Origin of the sequence: Pseudonocardia sp. HH130630-07 (assembly GCF_001698125.1) — a bacterium.
GTDB lineage: Bacteria > Actinomycetota > Actinomycetes > Mycobacteriales > Pseudonocardiaceae > Pseudonocardia.
The window spans coordinates 2,889,096-2,904,813 of record NZ_CP013854.1 but is presented as its reverse complement, the minus strand read 5'-3'; the positions used below and the strand labels follow the sequence as shown (position 1 = coordinate 2,904,813).

The 15,718-nt window shown below is 74.0% G+C and carries 16 protein-coding genes; 9 read left to right on the top strand and 7 right to left on the bottom strand.

All coding sequences use genetic code 11. The annotated features are described in order from the left end of the window. Positions 1–22: 22 nt before the first annotated feature. Positions 23–928: a phospholipase D-like domain-containing protein gene (locus AFB00_RS33240; protein WP_068797609.1), complete on the bottom strand. Its 906-nt coding sequence runs from the start codon at positions 926–928 to the stop codon at positions 23–25. A gap of 251 nt (positions 929–1,179) precedes the next feature. On the opposite strand from AFB00_RS33240, the gene AFB00_RS33235 reads away from it, so the two are divergent. Then, a complete protein-coding gene (locus AFB00_RS33235; protein ID WP_068797608.1) occupies positions 1,180–1,419 on the top strand; it encodes a hypothetical protein in 240 nt (79 codons plus the stop codon). Positions 1,420–1,681: 262 nt separating this feature from the next. Here the strand turns inward: AFB00_RS33235 and AFB00_RS14040 are convergent, their stop codons facing one another. The 4 genes from AFB00_RS14040 to AFB00_RS14025 form a co-directional block, all read right to left on the bottom strand. Continuing rightward, positions 1,682–2,908, bottom strand: coding sequence for a S8 family peptidase (locus AFB00_RS14040; protein ID WP_068797607.1), 1,227 nt, complete (start codon positions 2,906–2,908; stop codon positions 1,682–1,684). A gap of 86 nt (positions 2,909–2,994) precedes the next feature. Beyond that, complete coding sequence (locus AFB00_RS14035; protein WP_068797606.1) at positions 2,995–4,092, bottom strand: sulfate/molybdate ABC transporter ATP-binding protein; 1,098 nt, start codon at positions 4,090–4,092, stop codon at positions 2,995–2,997. After that, the gene (locus AFB00_RS14030) at positions 4,089–4,862 is read right to left on the bottom strand and encodes an ABC transporter permease (protein WP_068800302.1); all 774 of its coding nucleotides are present in this window, start codon (positions 4,860–4,862) and stop codon (positions 4,089–4,091) included. The genes AFB00_RS14035 and AFB00_RS14030 overlap by 4 nt, the downstream gene beginning before the upstream one ends. Positions 4,863–4,942: 80 nt before the next feature. Further along, positions 4,943–5,347: a TOBE domain-containing protein gene (locus AFB00_RS14025; RefSeq protein WP_068797605.1), complete on the bottom strand. Its 405-nt coding sequence runs from the start codon at positions 5,345–5,347 to the stop codon at positions 4,943–4,945. Positions 5,348–5,465: 118 nt separating this feature from the next. Between AFB00_RS14025 and AFB00_RS14020 the strand changes: the two genes are divergently transcribed. Then, positions 5,466–6,668, top strand: coding sequence for an acyl-CoA dehydrogenase family protein (locus AFB00_RS14020; protein WP_068797604.1), 1,203 nt, complete (start codon positions 5,466–5,468; stop codon positions 6,666–6,668). A gap of 356 nt (positions 6,669–7,024) precedes the next feature. Here the strand turns inward: AFB00_RS14020 and AFB00_RS14015 are convergent, their stop codons facing one another. After that, on the bottom strand, positions 7,025–8,080 hold the full coding sequence (locus AFB00_RS14015) for an IS110 family transposase (protein WP_231973946.1): 1,056 nt from the start codon (positions 8,078–8,080) through the stop codon (positions 7,025–7,027). 265 nt (positions 8,081–8,345) lie between these two features. Between AFB00_RS14015 and moaA the strand changes: the two genes are divergently transcribed. The 4 genes from moaA to AFB00_RS31870 all read left to right on the top strand — a co-directional run bounded on the left by moaA (position 8,346) and on the right by AFB00_RS31870 (position 12,637). Then, entirely contained in the window at positions 8,346–9,404 is a 1,059-nt protein-coding gene (gene moaA / locus AFB00_RS14010) for a GTP 3',8-cyclase MoaA (RefSeq protein ID WP_068797602.1), read from the top strand. Next, positions 9,401–9,700, top strand: a complete 300-nt coding sequence (locus AFB00_RS14005) for a MoaD/ThiS family protein (protein ID WP_068797601.1) — start codon at positions 9,401–9,403, stop codon at positions 9,698–9,700. Before moaA ends, AFB00_RS14005 begins: the two co-directional genes overlap by 4 nt. 445 nt (positions 9,701–10,145) lie before the next feature. Then, a complete protein-coding gene (locus tag AFB00_RS35815; RefSeq protein WP_335726572.1) occupies positions 10,146–11,906 on the top strand; it encodes an ElyC/SanA/YdcF family protein in 1,761 nt (586 codons plus the stop codon). Beyond that, the gene (locus tag AFB00_RS31870; protein ID WP_197519849.1) at positions 11,903–12,637 is read left to right on the top strand and encodes a WbqC family protein; all 735 of its coding nucleotides are present in this window, start codon (positions 11,903–11,905) and stop codon (positions 12,635–12,637) included. Before AFB00_RS35815 ends, AFB00_RS31870 begins: the two co-directional genes overlap by 4 nt. On the opposite strand, the gene AFB00_RS13995 is transcribed toward AFB00_RS31870, so the two are convergent. Next, entirely contained in the window at positions 12,576–13,061 is a 486-nt protein-coding gene (locus AFB00_RS13995; protein ID WP_068797600.1) for a hypothetical protein, read from the bottom strand. The two genes, AFB00_RS31870 and AFB00_RS13995, sit on opposite strands and share 62 nt — an antisense overlap. Before the next feature lie 104 nt (positions 13,062–13,165). Between AFB00_RS13995 and AFB00_RS13990 the strand changes: the two genes are divergently transcribed. The 3 genes from AFB00_RS13990 to AFB00_RS13980 all read left to right on the top strand — a co-directional run bounded on the left by AFB00_RS13990 (position 13,166) and on the right by AFB00_RS13980 (position 15,698). Then, positions 13,166–13,852 (top strand): response regulator transcription factor, encoded by a 687-nt coding sequence (locus AFB00_RS13990; protein WP_068797599.1) that lies wholly within the window; start codon positions 13,166–13,168, stop codon positions 13,850–13,852. Then, positions 13,852–15,138 carry a sensor histidine kinase gene (locus AFB00_RS13985; protein ID WP_068797598.1) on the top strand — a complete coding sequence of 429 codons (1,287 nt, stop codon included), beginning with the start codon at positions 13,852–13,854 and terminating at the stop codon, positions 15,136–15,138. Before AFB00_RS13990 ends, AFB00_RS13985 begins: the two co-directional genes overlap by 1 nt. A gap of 95 nt (positions 15,139–15,233) precedes the next feature. Then, positions 15,234–15,698: a PepSY domain-containing protein gene (locus AFB00_RS13980; RefSeq protein ID WP_068797597.1), complete on the top strand. Its 465-nt coding sequence runs from the start codon at positions 15,234–15,236 to the stop codon at positions 15,696–15,698. The last annotated feature ends 20 nt before the right edge of the window (positions 15,699–15,718 follow it).

Sequence of the window (15,718 nt, the reverse complement as noted above, 5' to 3'; positions counted from 1 at the left end):
GCCCGCGGCCGGTCGCGACGGCTCAGGAGGACAGCCGGCGGCCCGCGCGCCGCCCCGACTCCGCCACCCGGGCGGCACCGCGCCGGGCCCCGCGGGCGGCGCGCTGCAGCGGTTTCGGCGACGGCTCCGGCCACGGCCCGACCGGGACCAGCACCCGCTCGGCCGGGGCGAACCCGGCCGGGTAGCCCGGCACCCGCCAGGTACCGGCCGGTGCGTCCGGCGGCAGCCACTCCGGGCGCCAGATCCCCAGCGCCAGGTCCAGGTCCTCGATCGAGGGCCGCAGCTCGTCGGTCGGCTCGGTGCGCAGGTGCTCGGCCCACAGCCGCACCCGCAGGTCCCGGACCTGGTCCCCGGTGGTGACGAGCACGGTGCTCAGCTCGGTGTCGGTGCCGCGCATCGAGCGGGAGAAGAAGTTCGCCGACCCGACCGAGGCGAACACGTCGTCGATCAGGGCGAGCTTCGTGTGCACCGTGAGGTCCTCGATCCGGTGCATCATCACGTTGCCGCGGTCGGCGGGATCGAGCTGGTCGACGACGCCGCGCTGCACGTCCCCGGTGACCCGGCGGCGGAACTTGTTGACCCCGGCGTCCACCGGGTCCCGGCGGCCCGAGCAGACCAGCACGATCTTCACCCCGCGGGCCGCGGCGTCCCGGAGCAGGCCGTAGAGCCGGAACGCGCGCCGTCCGCCCGGCACCTCGAAGAAGTACTGGTCCTCCAGGTAGACGTAGTGCCGCGCGGCCCGGATCGCGGTGGCCAGCGCGTGGTAGACCTCCTGGACGCCGTACCGCGGCTGCACCGTCCAGTGCCTGCGGTAGAGCATCCCGAAGTGGTCGATCTTCCACGGCCGCAGCGAGCGCAGGACCTGCACCGCGGTGCCCGGGGCCGGGCGCGGCGGCGCCGGCGGGGCCGGTCCGACGACGCGCGACACCGGCTCCGGGGTTCATCGGCTCCCAGTCCGCCGGGCGCACCATGAACCGCCGCGACGGCAGCGTGGCCGCCTCGGTCCAGCGGGCCGCGTAGAGGTCCCACACCCGGGCCGCGGCCGGGCCGCGCAGCCGGACCGCGCCGTCGTGCCAGCCCCACCGCTCCTCGCCGATCGAGAGCCGGTCGTGCGGCTCGGCGTCGAACCGGTTGGCCGACAGGTCCAGCCCGCCGACGAAGGCGGTCAGCTCGCCACCGGTGTGCACCGCCACCACCTTCTGGTGGTGGCAGCCGATCCCGGAGCCGGACCAGTCCAGCAGCACCCGGTCGCGCAGGGCCGGACGGCTGCGCAGCTCCAGCGCGGCGAACGCGTTCGCCCGGAACGGCCCGATCGCGACGCCGGGCACCGAGCCGGAGAACAGCGCCGCGGTGAGCAGGACGCGCACGTCCACCCCGGCCCCCACGAGCCGGGCGAGCCGGTCCGCGAGCGGCTCGTAGCCCTCGTCCCCCGGTTCGAGGCCGGTGAGGTCCATGTCCGGCTCGAGGTTCAGCCCGGTGATCAGCACCGAGTCGCCGGGGCCGGCCCGGTCGAACAGCGCGCACAGCTGGGCGAAGTAGCCGACGCCGTCGATCACCGGGGTCCACTCGGTGTCCTCGCGGAACGTCGGGCTCTGCGGCGTCCCGGGCACGAGGTAGCGGGCGACGAGATCGTCCAGCGTGGCACCGGGCATGGGCCGGACGCTATCGCCCCGGTCCGGGATCAGAGGCCCGCGGTCTGCAGGAGCAGGTTGGGGGTGCCGCCGGTGCCGCCGTCGGCGATCTTGTCGCGGGCCGCGTTGTCGATCAGCCAGGAGCGGACCGTGCCGGACGGCTGGTCCCCGCGGGCCTGCTTGTAGAGCGCGGCGACCCCGGCGGCGAACGGCGCCGCCATCGACGTCCCGCTGTAGGACGCGGTGCCACCACCGGGGACGGGGGCCACGATCCGCGAACCCGGGGCGTAGAGCGCGACGCAGCGGCCGGTCGAGGAGTTCGAGGCCCGGCGGTCGTCGATGGTGGAGTTGGCCACGACCAGCACCCCGCCGACGGCCCGGGGCAGCGCGGTGCAGTCGTCGCCGCCGGTGTTGCCGGCCGACGCCGCGGTGAACACCCCGGCCCCGACCATCCGGTCCACGGCCTGCTTGAGCATCGGGGAGTCGCCGTAGCTCCAGGAGGTGACGGCGACCGACGGGCCGCGCTTGTTCTGCACCACCCAGTCCAGCCCGGCGAGCAGCGAGGACAGCGTGCCGGTGCCGTTGCAGTCGAGCACCTTGACCGCCCGGACGGCCGCACCGGGCGCGACGCCGTAGTCCTGCGCCGCGGCGATCCCGGCGACCACGGTGCCGTGCCCGTCGCAGTCCTCGTCCCGGTCGTCGATGGTGTTGGTCCCGAACGTGGCCCGGCCGCCGAACTGCGGGTGCTCGGTGTCCACCCCGGTGTCGAGCACGTAGACGTCCACACCGGACCCGTCCGCGGTGTGCCGGTAGCGGTCGTCGAGCGGCAGGTCCGGCTGGTCGATCCGGTCCAGCCCCCAGTTGCCGGGCCCCTGCTGCTCGGCCTGCCCCGGCTGCGCCGGGTCCGCCGGTGCGTCCTGGTGGGTGCCGAGCGGACCGACGGCGGTGACCGTCCGGTCCTCCTCCACCCCGACGACGCCCGGCCGGTCGCGCAGCCGGGCGGCCTGGTCCGGGCTCAGCTCGGCGGCGAACCCGTGCAGCACCGAGTCGAAGGTGACCCGCGGCGCGACGCCGACGGACTCGGCCGCCGCCCGGGTCTGCCCGGCCGACGCCGTCTGCACGAGGTACCCGGCGGGGGCCGCGGGCGCGGCCGGGACCGCCGGTGCCGCGGGCCCGGTCTCGGCCGCCACGGCGTGCGGGGCGGCGAATCCACAGAGAGCGACCGCGAGAACACCAGCGGTGACCGTCAGGGCGGTTCGATGGCGCACAATGCTCACGGATAGCGACGCTATGCGGAAGTGACGCCAGATGCGAGAGACACGATGGTGTCCAGGGTGAACCCCGGTGCTCCTGTGACGCCCGGTCAGCCCTGGCGTCCGTGCACCGCCACCTCGGTCGCCTTCACGGCGAACCACACGTCGTGGCCCGGTTCGACGCCGAGATCGGCGACCGCCGCCGGGGTGACGTCGGCGGCCAGCCCGTTCACCCAGTCCGGTCCCCCCGGCGGGGCGGCCGCCCGCAGCCGGACCGTGTCGCTGCGCGGTTCCAGGGCCGCGACCCGGACCCGGACCACGTTGCGCGGGCTGCCCCCGGGCGCCGTGGTGTGCACCGAGACCGCGGACGGCGGGAACACCGCCACCGCGGGCTCGCCCTGCTCCACCTCGACCGCCGTGCCGTGGAACCCGGTGCCGTCGGCGGTCCGGATGCCGGGGCCGTCCGCGGTGCCCGGCACGAGGTCGAGCCCGGCGATCCGGGCCGAGAACGCGCTGCGCGGCCGGGCCAGGACGTCGCGCGCCGGACCCTGCTCGACGATCCGCCCCCGGTCCAGGACGACCACCCGGTCTGCCAGCACCAGCGCGTCCAGGGCGTCGTGGGTGACCAGCAGGGCCGTCTGCTTCGCGTCGGCGATCACCCGGCGGAGCAGGGTGCGCATCGCCGGGGTGGCGTCGACGTCGAGCGCGGCGAGCGGCTCGTCGAGCAGCAGCAGACCGGGGCGGGGGGCGAGCGCCCTGGCCAGTGCGACCCGCTGCTGCTGCCCGCCGGAGAGCTGCGCCGGCCGCCGGGTGGCCAGCGCGCCGACACCGACGTCGTCGAGCAGCCCGCGGGCCCGCTCCTCGGCCCCCGCCCGGCCGGTGCCCTGGGCCCGCGGCCCGAACGCCACGTTGGCCAGCGCCGACAGGTGCGGGAACAGCAGCGGCTCCTGGGCGAGCAGGCCGACACCGCGCCGGTGCGGGGGCACGAACACCCCGCTCGCACCGCCGACGTCGAGCAGGGTGCGCCCGGCCACCCGCAGGTGCCCGGTGTCCGGCCGGAGCAGGCCGGAGACGATCCCGAGCAGCGTCGACTTCCCGGCGCCGTTCGGCCCGAGCACGGCGACGACCTCGCCCTCGGCGACCGACAGCTCCAGGTCCAGCGCGAACCCGTCCCGGTCCAGCCGCGCCGCGAGCTCGACGCCGCTCATCCGCGGCCGTCCAGACCGCGCGGCCGGCCCACGACGATGACCACCAGCGACACCACCACGAGCAGCAGCGACAGCGCGACCGCCCCCGCGACGTCGGTCTCGCCCTGCAGGTAGACCAGCAGCGGCAGGGTCCGGGTGACGCCCTCCAGGCTGCCGGCGAACGCGATCGTCGCGCCGAACTCGCCCATGCACCGGGCGAACGCGAGCACCAGGCCGGACGCCAGGCCGGGCAGCACCAGCGGCACCGTGACCCGGCGGAAGGCCAGCCCGGGGGACGCGCCGAGGGTCGCGGCGGTCGCCTCGTAGCGCTCCCCCGCCGTCCGCAGCGCGCCCTCCAGGGAGACGATCAGGAACGGCATCGCGACGAACGTCTGGGCCAGCACGACCGCGACCGTCGAGAACGGCACGAAGATCCCGAACGCGGCGTCCAGCCCAGCCCCGAGCAACCCGTTCGCGCCGAGCAGGAACAGCAGCGACAGCCCGCCGACGACCGGCGGCAGCACCAGCGGGAGCAGCACGACCGAGCGGATCGCCCGCATCAGCCGGGGGATCCGGTTGATCCGCCCCCTGGCGAGCACGACGGCCAGCGGCCCGCCGAGCAGCAGGCACAGCGTCGTCGAGATCGCGGCCGTCAGCAGCGACAGCCGCAGCGCCGACAGCGCGGCCTCGCTGGTGAGCAGCGTCGGCATCGACGCCCAGTCGGCCTCCCACAGCAGCCCGGCCACCGGCAGCGCGATGAGCAGGAACCCGACGCCGGCCGGCACCCACATCCAGGCCGGCAGTCCCACGCCGGTGCCGTGCCGGTCGGCGGCACCGGCCCGGCGCCGGGCGCGGGGACCGGCCGCGACCGTCACAGGTGGCCGCCGGGTGTCTCCACCACGACGTTCGTCGACTTGATCACCGCCACGGCGAGCGCACCCGGTTCGAGGCCGAGGTCGCGGACGGCCTCGCTGCTCATCAGCGAGACCACCCGGTGCGGGCCGCACTGCAGCTCGACCTGGGCCATCACGGTGTCGGCGATGACCGAGGTGACCAGCCCGACCATCCGGTTGCGGGCCGAGCGCTGGACCACCGACGGGTCCGGCGGCGCGGTCGCGTGCTCCCGGGCGAACTCGGCGAGCGCGGCGCCGTCGATCACCTTGCGGTTGGAGGCGTCGTTGCGCACCGGCAGCGTCCCCGCGTCCACCCACCGCCGGACGGTGTCGTCGCTGACGCCGAGCAGGCGGGCTGCCTCGGAGATCCTGAAGTGCGGCACGGACCGGATACTAGGACCCGCCGCTGCGGAGCGGCACGGCGGCGGAACGCGCAGGTTCGCGCGGGCCCGGCGCCCGCGGGAACCGCCACGGGCGGCCGGGGTGTGTTCTCATCGCGTCGTGGACTTCGCACCCGGTGACGTGGCGGCCGACTACACCGCGCGCATGCGCGCCTTCCTCGACGAGGAGGTCCTCCCGGCCGAGGCGGAGTACGACGCCTTCCGCGCGCAGCGCCGGGGGACGCCGCAGGAGTGGGACCTCCCGCCGGTCGTCGAGTCGCTGAAGGAGCGGGCCCGCGAGCGCGGCCTGTGGAACCTGTTCCTGCCCGCACTGTCCGGCCTGTCCAACCTGGACTACGCCCCGGTGGCCGAGGTGTCCGGGTGGTCGCCGGTGATCGCCCCGGAGGCGATCAACTGCCAGGCCCCGGACACCGGGAACATGGAGACCCTGCACCTGTTCGGCACCCCGGACCAGCAGCGCGAGTGGCTGGACCCGCTGCTGGCCGGTGAGATCCGCTCCGCGTTCGCGATGACCGAGCCGGACGTCGCGTCCTCCGACGCCACCAACATCGAGACCCGGATCCGCCGCGACGGCGACGACTACGTGATCGACGGCCGCAAGTGGTGGATCTCCGGCGCCGCCGACGAGCGCTGCCGGATCTTCATCCTCATGGGCAAGACCGATCCGGACGCCTCGACCCACCGGCAGCAGTCGATGGTCCTCGTCCCGCGCGACACCCCCGGCCTGGAGATCGTGCGGCACCTGCCGACGTTCGGCTACCAGGACCAGCACGGCCACTCCGAGCTGCGGCTCGACGGGGTCCGGGTGCCGGCGTCGAACCTGCTGGGCGAGGAGGGCGGCGGCTTCGCCATCGCCCAGGCCCGGCTCGGCCCCGGCCGTATCCACCACTGCATGCGGCTGATCGGGATGGCCGAGCGGGCGCTGTCGCTGCTGGTCGACCGGGCGCGCACCCGGGTCGCGTTCGGCGGGCCGCTGGCCGACCAGGGCGTCGTGCGGGAGCAGATCGCGCTGTCCCGGATGGAGATCGAGCAGGCCAGGCTGCTCACCCTGAAGACGGCCTGGCTGATCGACAACCACGGCGCCAAGGGCGCGGCGACCGAGATCGCCGCGATCAAGGTCGTGGTGCCGCGGATGGCGTGCGCGGTGATCGACCGGGCGATGCAGGTGCACGGCGGCGCCGCGATGAGCGACGACACCCCGCTGGCCTACTTCTACGCCTGGGCCCGCGCGCTGCGCTTCGCCGACGGCCCGGACGAGGTGCACGTCCGCTCGGTGGCCCGCCAGGAGCTGAAGCCCCGCTGACCTCGCACTCGAACACACTGACCGTTCAGCTGATATGGAGGTCACTTCTGTCAAGTGGGCAGGGGTGATCGGCCCCTCGATATCTGGTATCGGGGCTGCTCAGGGCGGTTGTGGGCCCGACGGGGCCGGGTGGGTGGAGGCGTGTCGGCTCGACGCGCGGTCAGACTGATATACGCGGGTTGGTCACCGCATGACCGGGTGTTCGTCGGGAGCGTTCCGCGAGTCTAGGGGCGAGCGTCGCCTCGTCCCGAGCTGATCGGGGCTGAGCTGCTCATAGCTGTATCGCGGGTCGCTCCTCGCGCTGCCTGCATCCTCTCCCGACTCCCGCCGGGGTCTGTGGCGGCCGAGCCAGAGGCTCAGCCGGTTCTCGCTGCGGCCGTTTCCTCGAGGGTGGCCAGGCTCCAGCACCAGCCGGCGAGCTCGCGGGCGACCGCGACGACAGCCACGGTCGGTCGCTTGTTGCGGTGGTCCAAGCGGGTCCAGCGCTGGTGCAGGCGCCGGTTCCCGGCGTCGGCGCGGTCGCGGACCACGGCGGGTTGCCCATCGGCGCGTCGGGCCCGTTCCCGGCTCGGGCGCAGCGGGCGGCGGTGGTGCCAGGCCGCTTCGACCAGCAGCCGCCGGGCATGCGAGTTACCGGTCTTGGTGATCCCGCCCTGGACCCGCCGCGACCCGGAGGAGAACTCCGAGGGCACCAGCCCGAGGTAGGAGCCGATGGTGGCGCCGGTGAACCGGTGCCAGTCGGCGACCTCGACGCACAGCCCGGTCGCGGTCAGCGTCGAGACGCCCCGCAGACACGACAGCCGCCCGACCGGCCCGGCCAACACCGGGTCGCTGGCGGCCATCTCGACGATCGCAGCGTCGAGCCGAGCCCGGCGGGCATGGACGGTGAACACCGCATCCAGGGCCTCGTCGAAGGCGAGCTGGACACCGCGCCGGTCGAAGTGGTGACTGCGCAGCCAGACCTCGTGCGCGGCGGTCCAGGCGGTGTTGTCCCAGACCAGGCCCTGGCGCAGCAGCAGCTTGGAGAGACGGTGGCGGGCCCGCATCAGGTCGCTGCGGCAGTCCTCGCGAGCCCGGACCAGGTCCCGGGCGGCTTCTTCGGCCTCGGTCGGGACCCGCACCCCGGGGACCTCACCGATCCGCAGCAACCGCGCCAGCCGCTCCGCGTCGCGCCGGTCGGTCTTGACCTTGTCCCCGGACGGTCGCTCGATCTTCGACGGCGCCACGACCTCGCAGGCCACACCCGCGGCCCGCAGCGCCCGCGCCAGCCCGAATCCGGTCGGGCCGGCCTCGTAGCAGGCCATCACCGGACCGGGCTGCGCACGCACCCACTCCACGATCTGCTCAGTCCGCGCCCCGATCCGCTGCGTCCGGATCTCAGCTGCACTCTCCTCGATCGCGCAACCGATCACTGATCGCGCATGGACGTCCAACCCGACCCACGTACCCTCGCCCGACACCGGCGCCTCCCCGTAAATGCGGCACCGTCACCCAACGACGGCGACCCGCGCCAACTTACGAGCGGAGGCGCCGGCCTCCATACGGTCTAGTCACACCGTGACTAGTTCCGCATCTGCGACCACGCCACGAGCGCCGGTTCCGCGGCTGCGGATCACGCCGTGAGCTGGGGAAACCCTGACTGGGCCGGGCGGGCGGAGCGCGGTTAGCCTCGGGTCCATGACCACCGAGCTCGGCCTCCCCGCCCTGCGCGGCGGCCCGGCGTCCGATCCCGCCCGGCCCGCCGACCCGCGGCTGGTCGACGGCTTCGGCCGGGTGGCGACCGATCTGCGGATCTCGCTGACCGACCGCTGCAACCTGCGCTGCACCTACTGCATGCCGGCCGAGGGCTTGGACTGGATGCCGCGGTCGGAACAGCTGACCGACGACGAGCTGAACCGCCTGATCGCGCTCGCCGTGCGCGAGCTGGGCGTCGAGGAGCTGCGCTTCACCGGCGGCGAGCCGCTGCTGCGCAAGGGCCTGGAGGACGTGCTGACCGCGGCGTCGGCCCTGCGCCCGCGCCCGGACGTCTCCCTGACGACGAACGGCATCGGCCTGGCGCGGAGGGCCGGGGCACTGGCCGCGGCCGGCGTCGACCGGCTGAACGTCTCGCTGGACACGCTGCGCCCGGAGCGCTTCGCCGAGATCACCCGCCGGGACCGGCTGTCCGACGTGCTGGACGGCCTGGCCGCGGCACACGCCGCCGGCATGCGCCCGGTGAAGATCAACACCGTGCTGCTGCGCGGGGTGAACGACGACGAGGCCCCCGACCTCCTCGCCTTCGCCCTGGAGCACGGCTACCAGCTGCGGTTCATCGAGCAGATGCCGCTGGACGCCCAGCACGGCTGGCGCCGGTCGGAGATGATCACCGCCGACGAGATCCTGGAGCGCCTCGGCGAGCGCTTCACCCTCACCCCGTCCGGCGAGGCCCGGGGCGGCGCCCCGGCCGAGAAGTTCGAGGTCGACGGCGGCCCGGACGTCGTCGGGGTGATCGCGTCGGTCACCCGGCCGTTCTGCGGCTCCTGCGACCGGACCCGGCTCACCGCCGACGGCCAGGTCCGCACCTGCCTGTTCGCCACCGGAGAGACCGACCTGCGGGCGATGCTCCGCGGCGGGGCGACCGACGCCGAGATCGCCGGCACCTGGCGCGACGCCATGTGGGGCAAGAAGGCCGGCCACGGCATCGACGACCCCGGATTCCTGCAGCCCGCGCGCCCGATGAGCGCCATCGGAGGATGACGATGACCAGCACCGAGACCAGCACTCCGACCAGCGCCCCGACCACCGGGCTGCTCGTGCGGTACTTCGCCGCGGCCCGCGCCGCCGCCGGGACGACCGAGGAGAAGATCGAGCTGCCCGAGGCGGCGACGGTGGCGGACGCCGTCGCGGCGCTGGCCGAGGCACACGGCCCGGATCTGGGCCGGGTGCTGCAGCGGTGCAGCTTCCTGCTCGACGAGGTCGCCGTGCGGGACCGGGGGGTGCCGGTGAGCGGGGCCGCGGCGCTGGACGTGCTGCCGCCGTTCGCGGGGGGATGAGCGGCCTCCGGACCACCGGGCTGATCTAGTCGAAAGCTACTTGAAGGCTCGAGAGTGGCGTGAAAACCAGCGCCAGACAGCCAGCCAGACGTCGGGCGTGATAGCGGCCTACGTACCGCCACGACCTGCAGCGAACCCTCCCCAGGCTCAAGCGTTCTCGTATGGTCATCCGGGAGATGCGTCGCTGGACCGCACGGTCCCGTGCAGTCCGGCGGACGGCTCCACCGACGTGTCGGGGTCGGATCGGAACCCCGTGATGAGATGTCGCAGACCGGATCCACCCTGCGCAGTGAGAATTCGTCACGACGACGATCCTGTGGCCCACCAGGCTGGGTACAGGACGTCCTGCTGTGGAACTGTTGTCGCACTTCCGACGACCCACGGCTCCGCGAGCTGCAACGGTGGTCGGGAGAACGGGATCGACGACTCGCCCCGGGAGTGGATCGTGGCCACGGTACGACGCTGGTCCGGTGCAGAGGCCCGCGCCCTGCGGACGGCATTGCGCTTCAGCGTGCGTGGTTTCGCCGCCCACCTCGGGATCGCACCGCGAACCGTCTCGAAGTGGGAATCGGGAGGAGCCACGACGTTTCCGCGCCCGGATTCCCAGGCGATGCTCGACGCGGTCCTCTCCTGCGCGGATGCCGGAGCACAACGGAGATTCGAGTTGTGCTGCCGGTCGACTCGCACCACGACGACGCAAGCTCTCCCACCACAGACGTGGGAGTACGAGACATGGACCGACGACCTCGAACGAGCGTCGATCGCACTCAGCCGCCAGGATTTCGGGGGAGCGCAGACGCTGATCGATCGGTGGTTCGTTCGGTTCCGGCGCAGCGACCTCGACGATCGGGGCGGATACCTGTACGCCCGCTCACTCGTTCTCCAGGGCTGCGTCCGGCGGGACCGAGGGTGGCTGCGCGGCCCAGGAGCGGCGGAAACGACGTTCACCGCCGCTCGCGCGGAGTTCACGGGGCTCGGGATCGATATCCGGACCGCGCAGACCGATCTCGCGCTCGTCGTGCTCCGCGAGATGGCCGGTGAAGTGGAAACAGCGGCACGTCTGTACGAGATGCTGGCCCGCGACGAACGGCTGAACACCCGGGACCGGGCCCTCGCGCTCCTGTGGGTCGGAACAGCGCTGAGTAAGGTGAACCGACCCGACGCGCTGCACCGGGCGATCGAGGCCATGACGGCCGCCGGTCGTCGGTTCGAGGAACTCGGCGAAGCCGGTGACTGGTCCGTGACACAGCAGAAGCTGGCTCTCGCGCACCGCGCGCTGGGCGCGCTGCACCCGGCGCTTCACTTCATCGACGTAGCGGAACAGAACAGGATCGACGGATCCCCGATGCAGACCGTCCGACTGGGCACGGCACGCGCGCACATCCTGCTCAGCGACCCGGCGACGAGGCCTGAGGGCTTCACCGTGCTCGACCGGGCACACGATCTGGCCGTGACGCACGATCTGCGGCACCAGGTCACCAGCATCGCTGCGATCCGACGGCGCGCCGAACCCCGATGCCGTCTCGCCCCCGAGGAGCTTCCGCACATGTCCGACACGGTGACCGTCACCCCTCACGACCGCGACGACGCCCAACGCCTCTGGCACTACCACCAGATGGGCCACGACGTCCGGGCGGCCGACGTCGCGATCGGTCTCGGGAGTCACGACCTCGGAGTGGCGTCGTACGCCGCGCAGCTCTATCTGCAGGGTCACGTGCCGTTGATCGTGTTCACCGGAGCGACGAGCGCAACCACGAAGGATCGCTTCCCGCGCGGCGAGGCGATCCACTACCGGGAGCGCGCGGTCGAACTCGGCGTCCCGCACAGCTCGATCCTCGTTGAACCGGAGGCAACGAACACCGGCGCGAACATCTCCCTGACCCGCGAGGTACTCACGGCGGCCGGGTTCCGTCCCCGCTCGGCATTGCTCGTGTGCAAGCCGTACATGCAACGCCGTGCGTTCGCCACAGCCGAGAAGGTCTGGCCGGATCTCGGCGTGCGCTGTGTGTCCGCGCCGTTGTCGTTCGACGCGTACTCGGCGGACATCGGCGACGATCGGCTGGTCGTCGACATGCTGGTGGGCGACCTGCAACGGGTGCTCGACTACCCGGCGCAGGGATTCGCCACGCCGCAGCACGTACCTACCGACGTCGAGCAGGCCTACGCGCGCCTCGTGGAACGCGGGTTCACGAGGCGGCTCGTGTGACGGTGGGCCGGGTCTGCGCCGTTCACCAGCCGAACCTGTTTCCGCGCTGGCGCACACTGACGAAGCTGCTCGCCGCGGACACCTGGGTCGTTCTCGACGACGTGCAGTTCTGCCGCCGCGACCACCAGAACCGTTCGCTGCTCCGCGCCGGATCGACCCCCCGGTGGCTCGTGGCACCCGTTCGCCTACCGCACGGCAGACGAACGTTGATCCAGGACGCGGTACTCGTCGACCGTGCCACGACGGTGAAGCGGATCGCCCTGCTCACCCGCCAGTACTACGGCCGCCGGGCGGGCTGGCCGGTAGTCGAGGAGGCGGTCGACTCCGTCGCCGAGGCGGTACGCACGTCCCACAGTCTTCGCGACGTGGCCGAGCTGTCGACGATCGGGCTCCTGCGAGTGTGCGGCTGGAACGGCCGCGTCGTGCGGTCCAGTTCGTTGACACCACTCTCCGGTCCCGCCACGGACCGGTCCGGACGACTCGCACGGTTGGTCAGTCTCACCCGCTGTGGCACGTACCTGTGCGGCCGGGGCGGTCGCCGCTACCTCACGTCAGCCCCGTTCGACCGCGCCGGCATACGGGTCCGTTGGTTCGAACCCTCGACGCAGGACGATCGAGCGGACCTCGATCTGAGCGCGCTGGCCCGGCTCACCTCCGTTGAGGCTCCGCTCAGTCCTCGGCGATCGTCCGGACCTGACCCGTCGGGACACCGTTCGCACAGCTCAGCGTGACGACGACGTCGACGTCGTCCCCGTCGAGGCCGACCGTGCCGGGGCCGGGGACGTCGTCGTCGTCGCGTTCGAAGCCCTGGGCCGGGTTCACCGACACCACCTCGGGGGTGTCCCCGTCGCAGCGGGCGAGGACGGTGCCCGCCGGGCCCGCGGGCACCACCACCGGCGCCGGGTCGGGCCGTGCCGACGGCGGGGCGGGCGGGGGCGGAGGAGCCGGCTGCGGGGTGGGGCCGGGGGCGGCCGCGTGCCGGGCGAGCCGGGCCTCGATCTCCGTCGCGGCCAGCGGCTCGGTCTCGCCCCCGCCGCCGAGGTCGCTGCCGATCGTGCCGACCGCCGTCATCCCCAGCAGGAGTGCGCCGGCCGCGGCCGCCAGCCACAGCGCGAGCTGGAGTCCGGGGCCGGGACGGGGGCTCGGTCGGTTCATCCGCCCAGCATGCCGTGGCCCCGGGTTAACGCATCCCTAACGGACCCCCAAGCGACGCCCCGGATACCGGTACGGCACCGCGTCGGCCAGTAGGTTCGGCTCCCGTGGCGCAGATCCTGATCGTCGAGGACGACCCCGGCATCCGCGGGGCGCTGATCCGCGGGCTGAGCGAGCGCGGGCACGCCGTGGACTCCGCACCGACCGCGATGGCCGGGCTGGAGTCCGCCGTCGGGAAGCGACCGGACCTGGTCGTGCTGGACCTCGGGCTGCCCGACATGGACGGCACGACGATGCTGCGCATGCTGCGCGGCGCGAGCTCGGTCCCGGTCATCGTCGCCACCGCCCGCGACGACGAGGCCGGGATCGTCTCGGTGCTCGACGCCGGCGCCGACGACTACCTCGTCAAGCCGTTCGCCGCGGCGCAGCTCGACGCCCGGATCCGCGCCGTCCTGCGCCGGCTGGGCGACGGTGCGCCGGACCCGACGGTGACCGTCGGCGGCCTGTCGGTGGACCCGCGCTCGCGCCGCGCCGTGCTCGACGGCACCGAGCTGGAGCTCACGCCGCGGGAGTTCGACCTGCTGCACCATCTCGCGGCGCGCGCCGAGACGGTCGTCAGCAAGCGGGAGCTGGTCACCGAGGTCTGGCAGCAGCCCTACGGCGGCGCCGACAAGACCGTCGACGTGCACCTGTCCTGGCTGCGCCGCAAGCTCGGCGAGACCGCGCAGGACCCCCGCTACCTGCACTCGGTCCGCGGCGTCGGCGTCCGGCTGTCCGCCCCGGGCGACGCCTGATGCGCCGCCGGATACTCCTGCTCGTCGGCGCGACGGTGCTGCTGGTGCTCGTCGCGTTCGCGGTCCCGCTCGCCACCCTGGTCCGGACGTTCGCGGAGGACTCGGCGGTGTCCGCGGCGACCTCGCAGGCCCGCTCGCTGACCCCGACGGTCGCCGCCGGGGACGTCGCCGCCGCCACCCCGGTGGTGCAGGGCGCCGACGCCGCGGACGCCGCGGATGTGTCGGTGTTCCTGCCGGACGGCACGATCCTCGGCGCACCCGCGCCGCGCAGCCCGCTGGTGCGGCTGGGCCTGCTCGGGCAGAGCGCCGCCACCGAGGCGCCCGGCGGCCGCGAGCTGGTCTTCGCCGTGCAGGGCACCCCGTCCGGCAACGCCGCCATCCGGGTGTTCGTGCCGGACGCGGAGCTGACCCGCGGCGTCGCGCGTTCCTGGCTGCTGCTCGCCGGGCTGTCGCTGGTGCTGCTCGCCGGTGGGCTGCTGGTCGCCGACCGGCTGGCGCGCACCCTCGTCGACGCCACGACCGACCTGTCCGAGGTGTCCGAGCGGCTCGCCCGCGGCGATCTCTCCGCCCGTGCCGACGCGCGTGCCCCGGCCGAGCTGGGCGTCGTCGCCGGGGCGCTGAACGGGCTGGCCGGGCGGATCTCCGAGCTACTCCGGGAGGAGCGGGAGAACGTCGCCGATCTCGCGCACCGGGTCCGCACCCCGCTGACCGCGCTGCGCCTGGACGCCGAGGCACTGCGCGACGCTGACGAGTCCGCCCGGATCTCCGCCGGGGTGGACGGCGTGCAGCGGGCCGTCACCGGCGCGATCGAGCAGGCCCGGCGGCGGGGCGGGGAGGGCCGCTCCGCCGACGCGGCCGCCGTCGTCCGGGAGCGGGTGGAGTTCTGGCAGGTGCTCGCCGAGGACACCGACCGCGCCGTGACGCTGGATCTCGCCGACGGACCGCTGCCGGTCGGCTGTGCCCCCGGCGACCTGGCGGCCTGCGTGGACGCGCTGCTCGGCAACGTCTTCGCCCACACCCCGGACGGGACCGCGTTCGCGGTCGCGCTCGGCCCGCTGCCCCGCGGGGGTGCCCGGCTGACGGTGTCCGACCACGGCCCCGGGCTCCCGCCGGACGGCGACCCGGCGAGTCGCGGGGTCAGCGGCGGCGGGTCGACCGGCCTCGGCCTGGACATCGCCCGCCGGACCGCGGACGCCACCGGCGGGCGGCTGGTCCTCGGCACCGCCCCCGGCGGGGGGCTGCAGGCCGATGTGGAGCTCGCCGCACCCGCCGCCGAGCGGTCTTGACGTCGCGTTAGGACTCACGCAGCGTGCCGTTGGCGCGGTCGGCGGCATCGTCTGCAGGTGTCAGCAACAGGACACCTACACGGAGGACGAACCAGATGCGTACCAGGACCACCGTCGCGGCCGTCGCCGCCGGACTGCTCCTCGCCGGCGGCGGGGCCGCGCTCGCCACCGTCCCGGCCGGGGCCGCCGTCCCGGTCGCCCTGACCGCGGCCGCGGACGGGACACCGCCCGCCGGGGCGCCGCAGCCGGCCGTGGACCGCGCGACGGCCGAGCGGACCGCGCTGGAGCGGGCCGGTGGCGGCCAGGTCACCGGGGTCGAGTTCGACCGGGCCGACGACGACCGCGACGACCGCGACGACGCCGACGACTCCGACGACCGGGACCACTGGGAGGTCGAGGTCACCAACGGCGTGACGCAGCACGACGTCGACGTCGACGCGGCCGACGGCACCGTGCTCGACCACGACACCGACGGCGCCGACGACACCGAGGGGGCCGACGACGGCGACGACCGGGACGACGACGGCCCCGGTGACACCGACGACCGCGACGACGACTGACCCGGCGGCCCGGTCCGGGC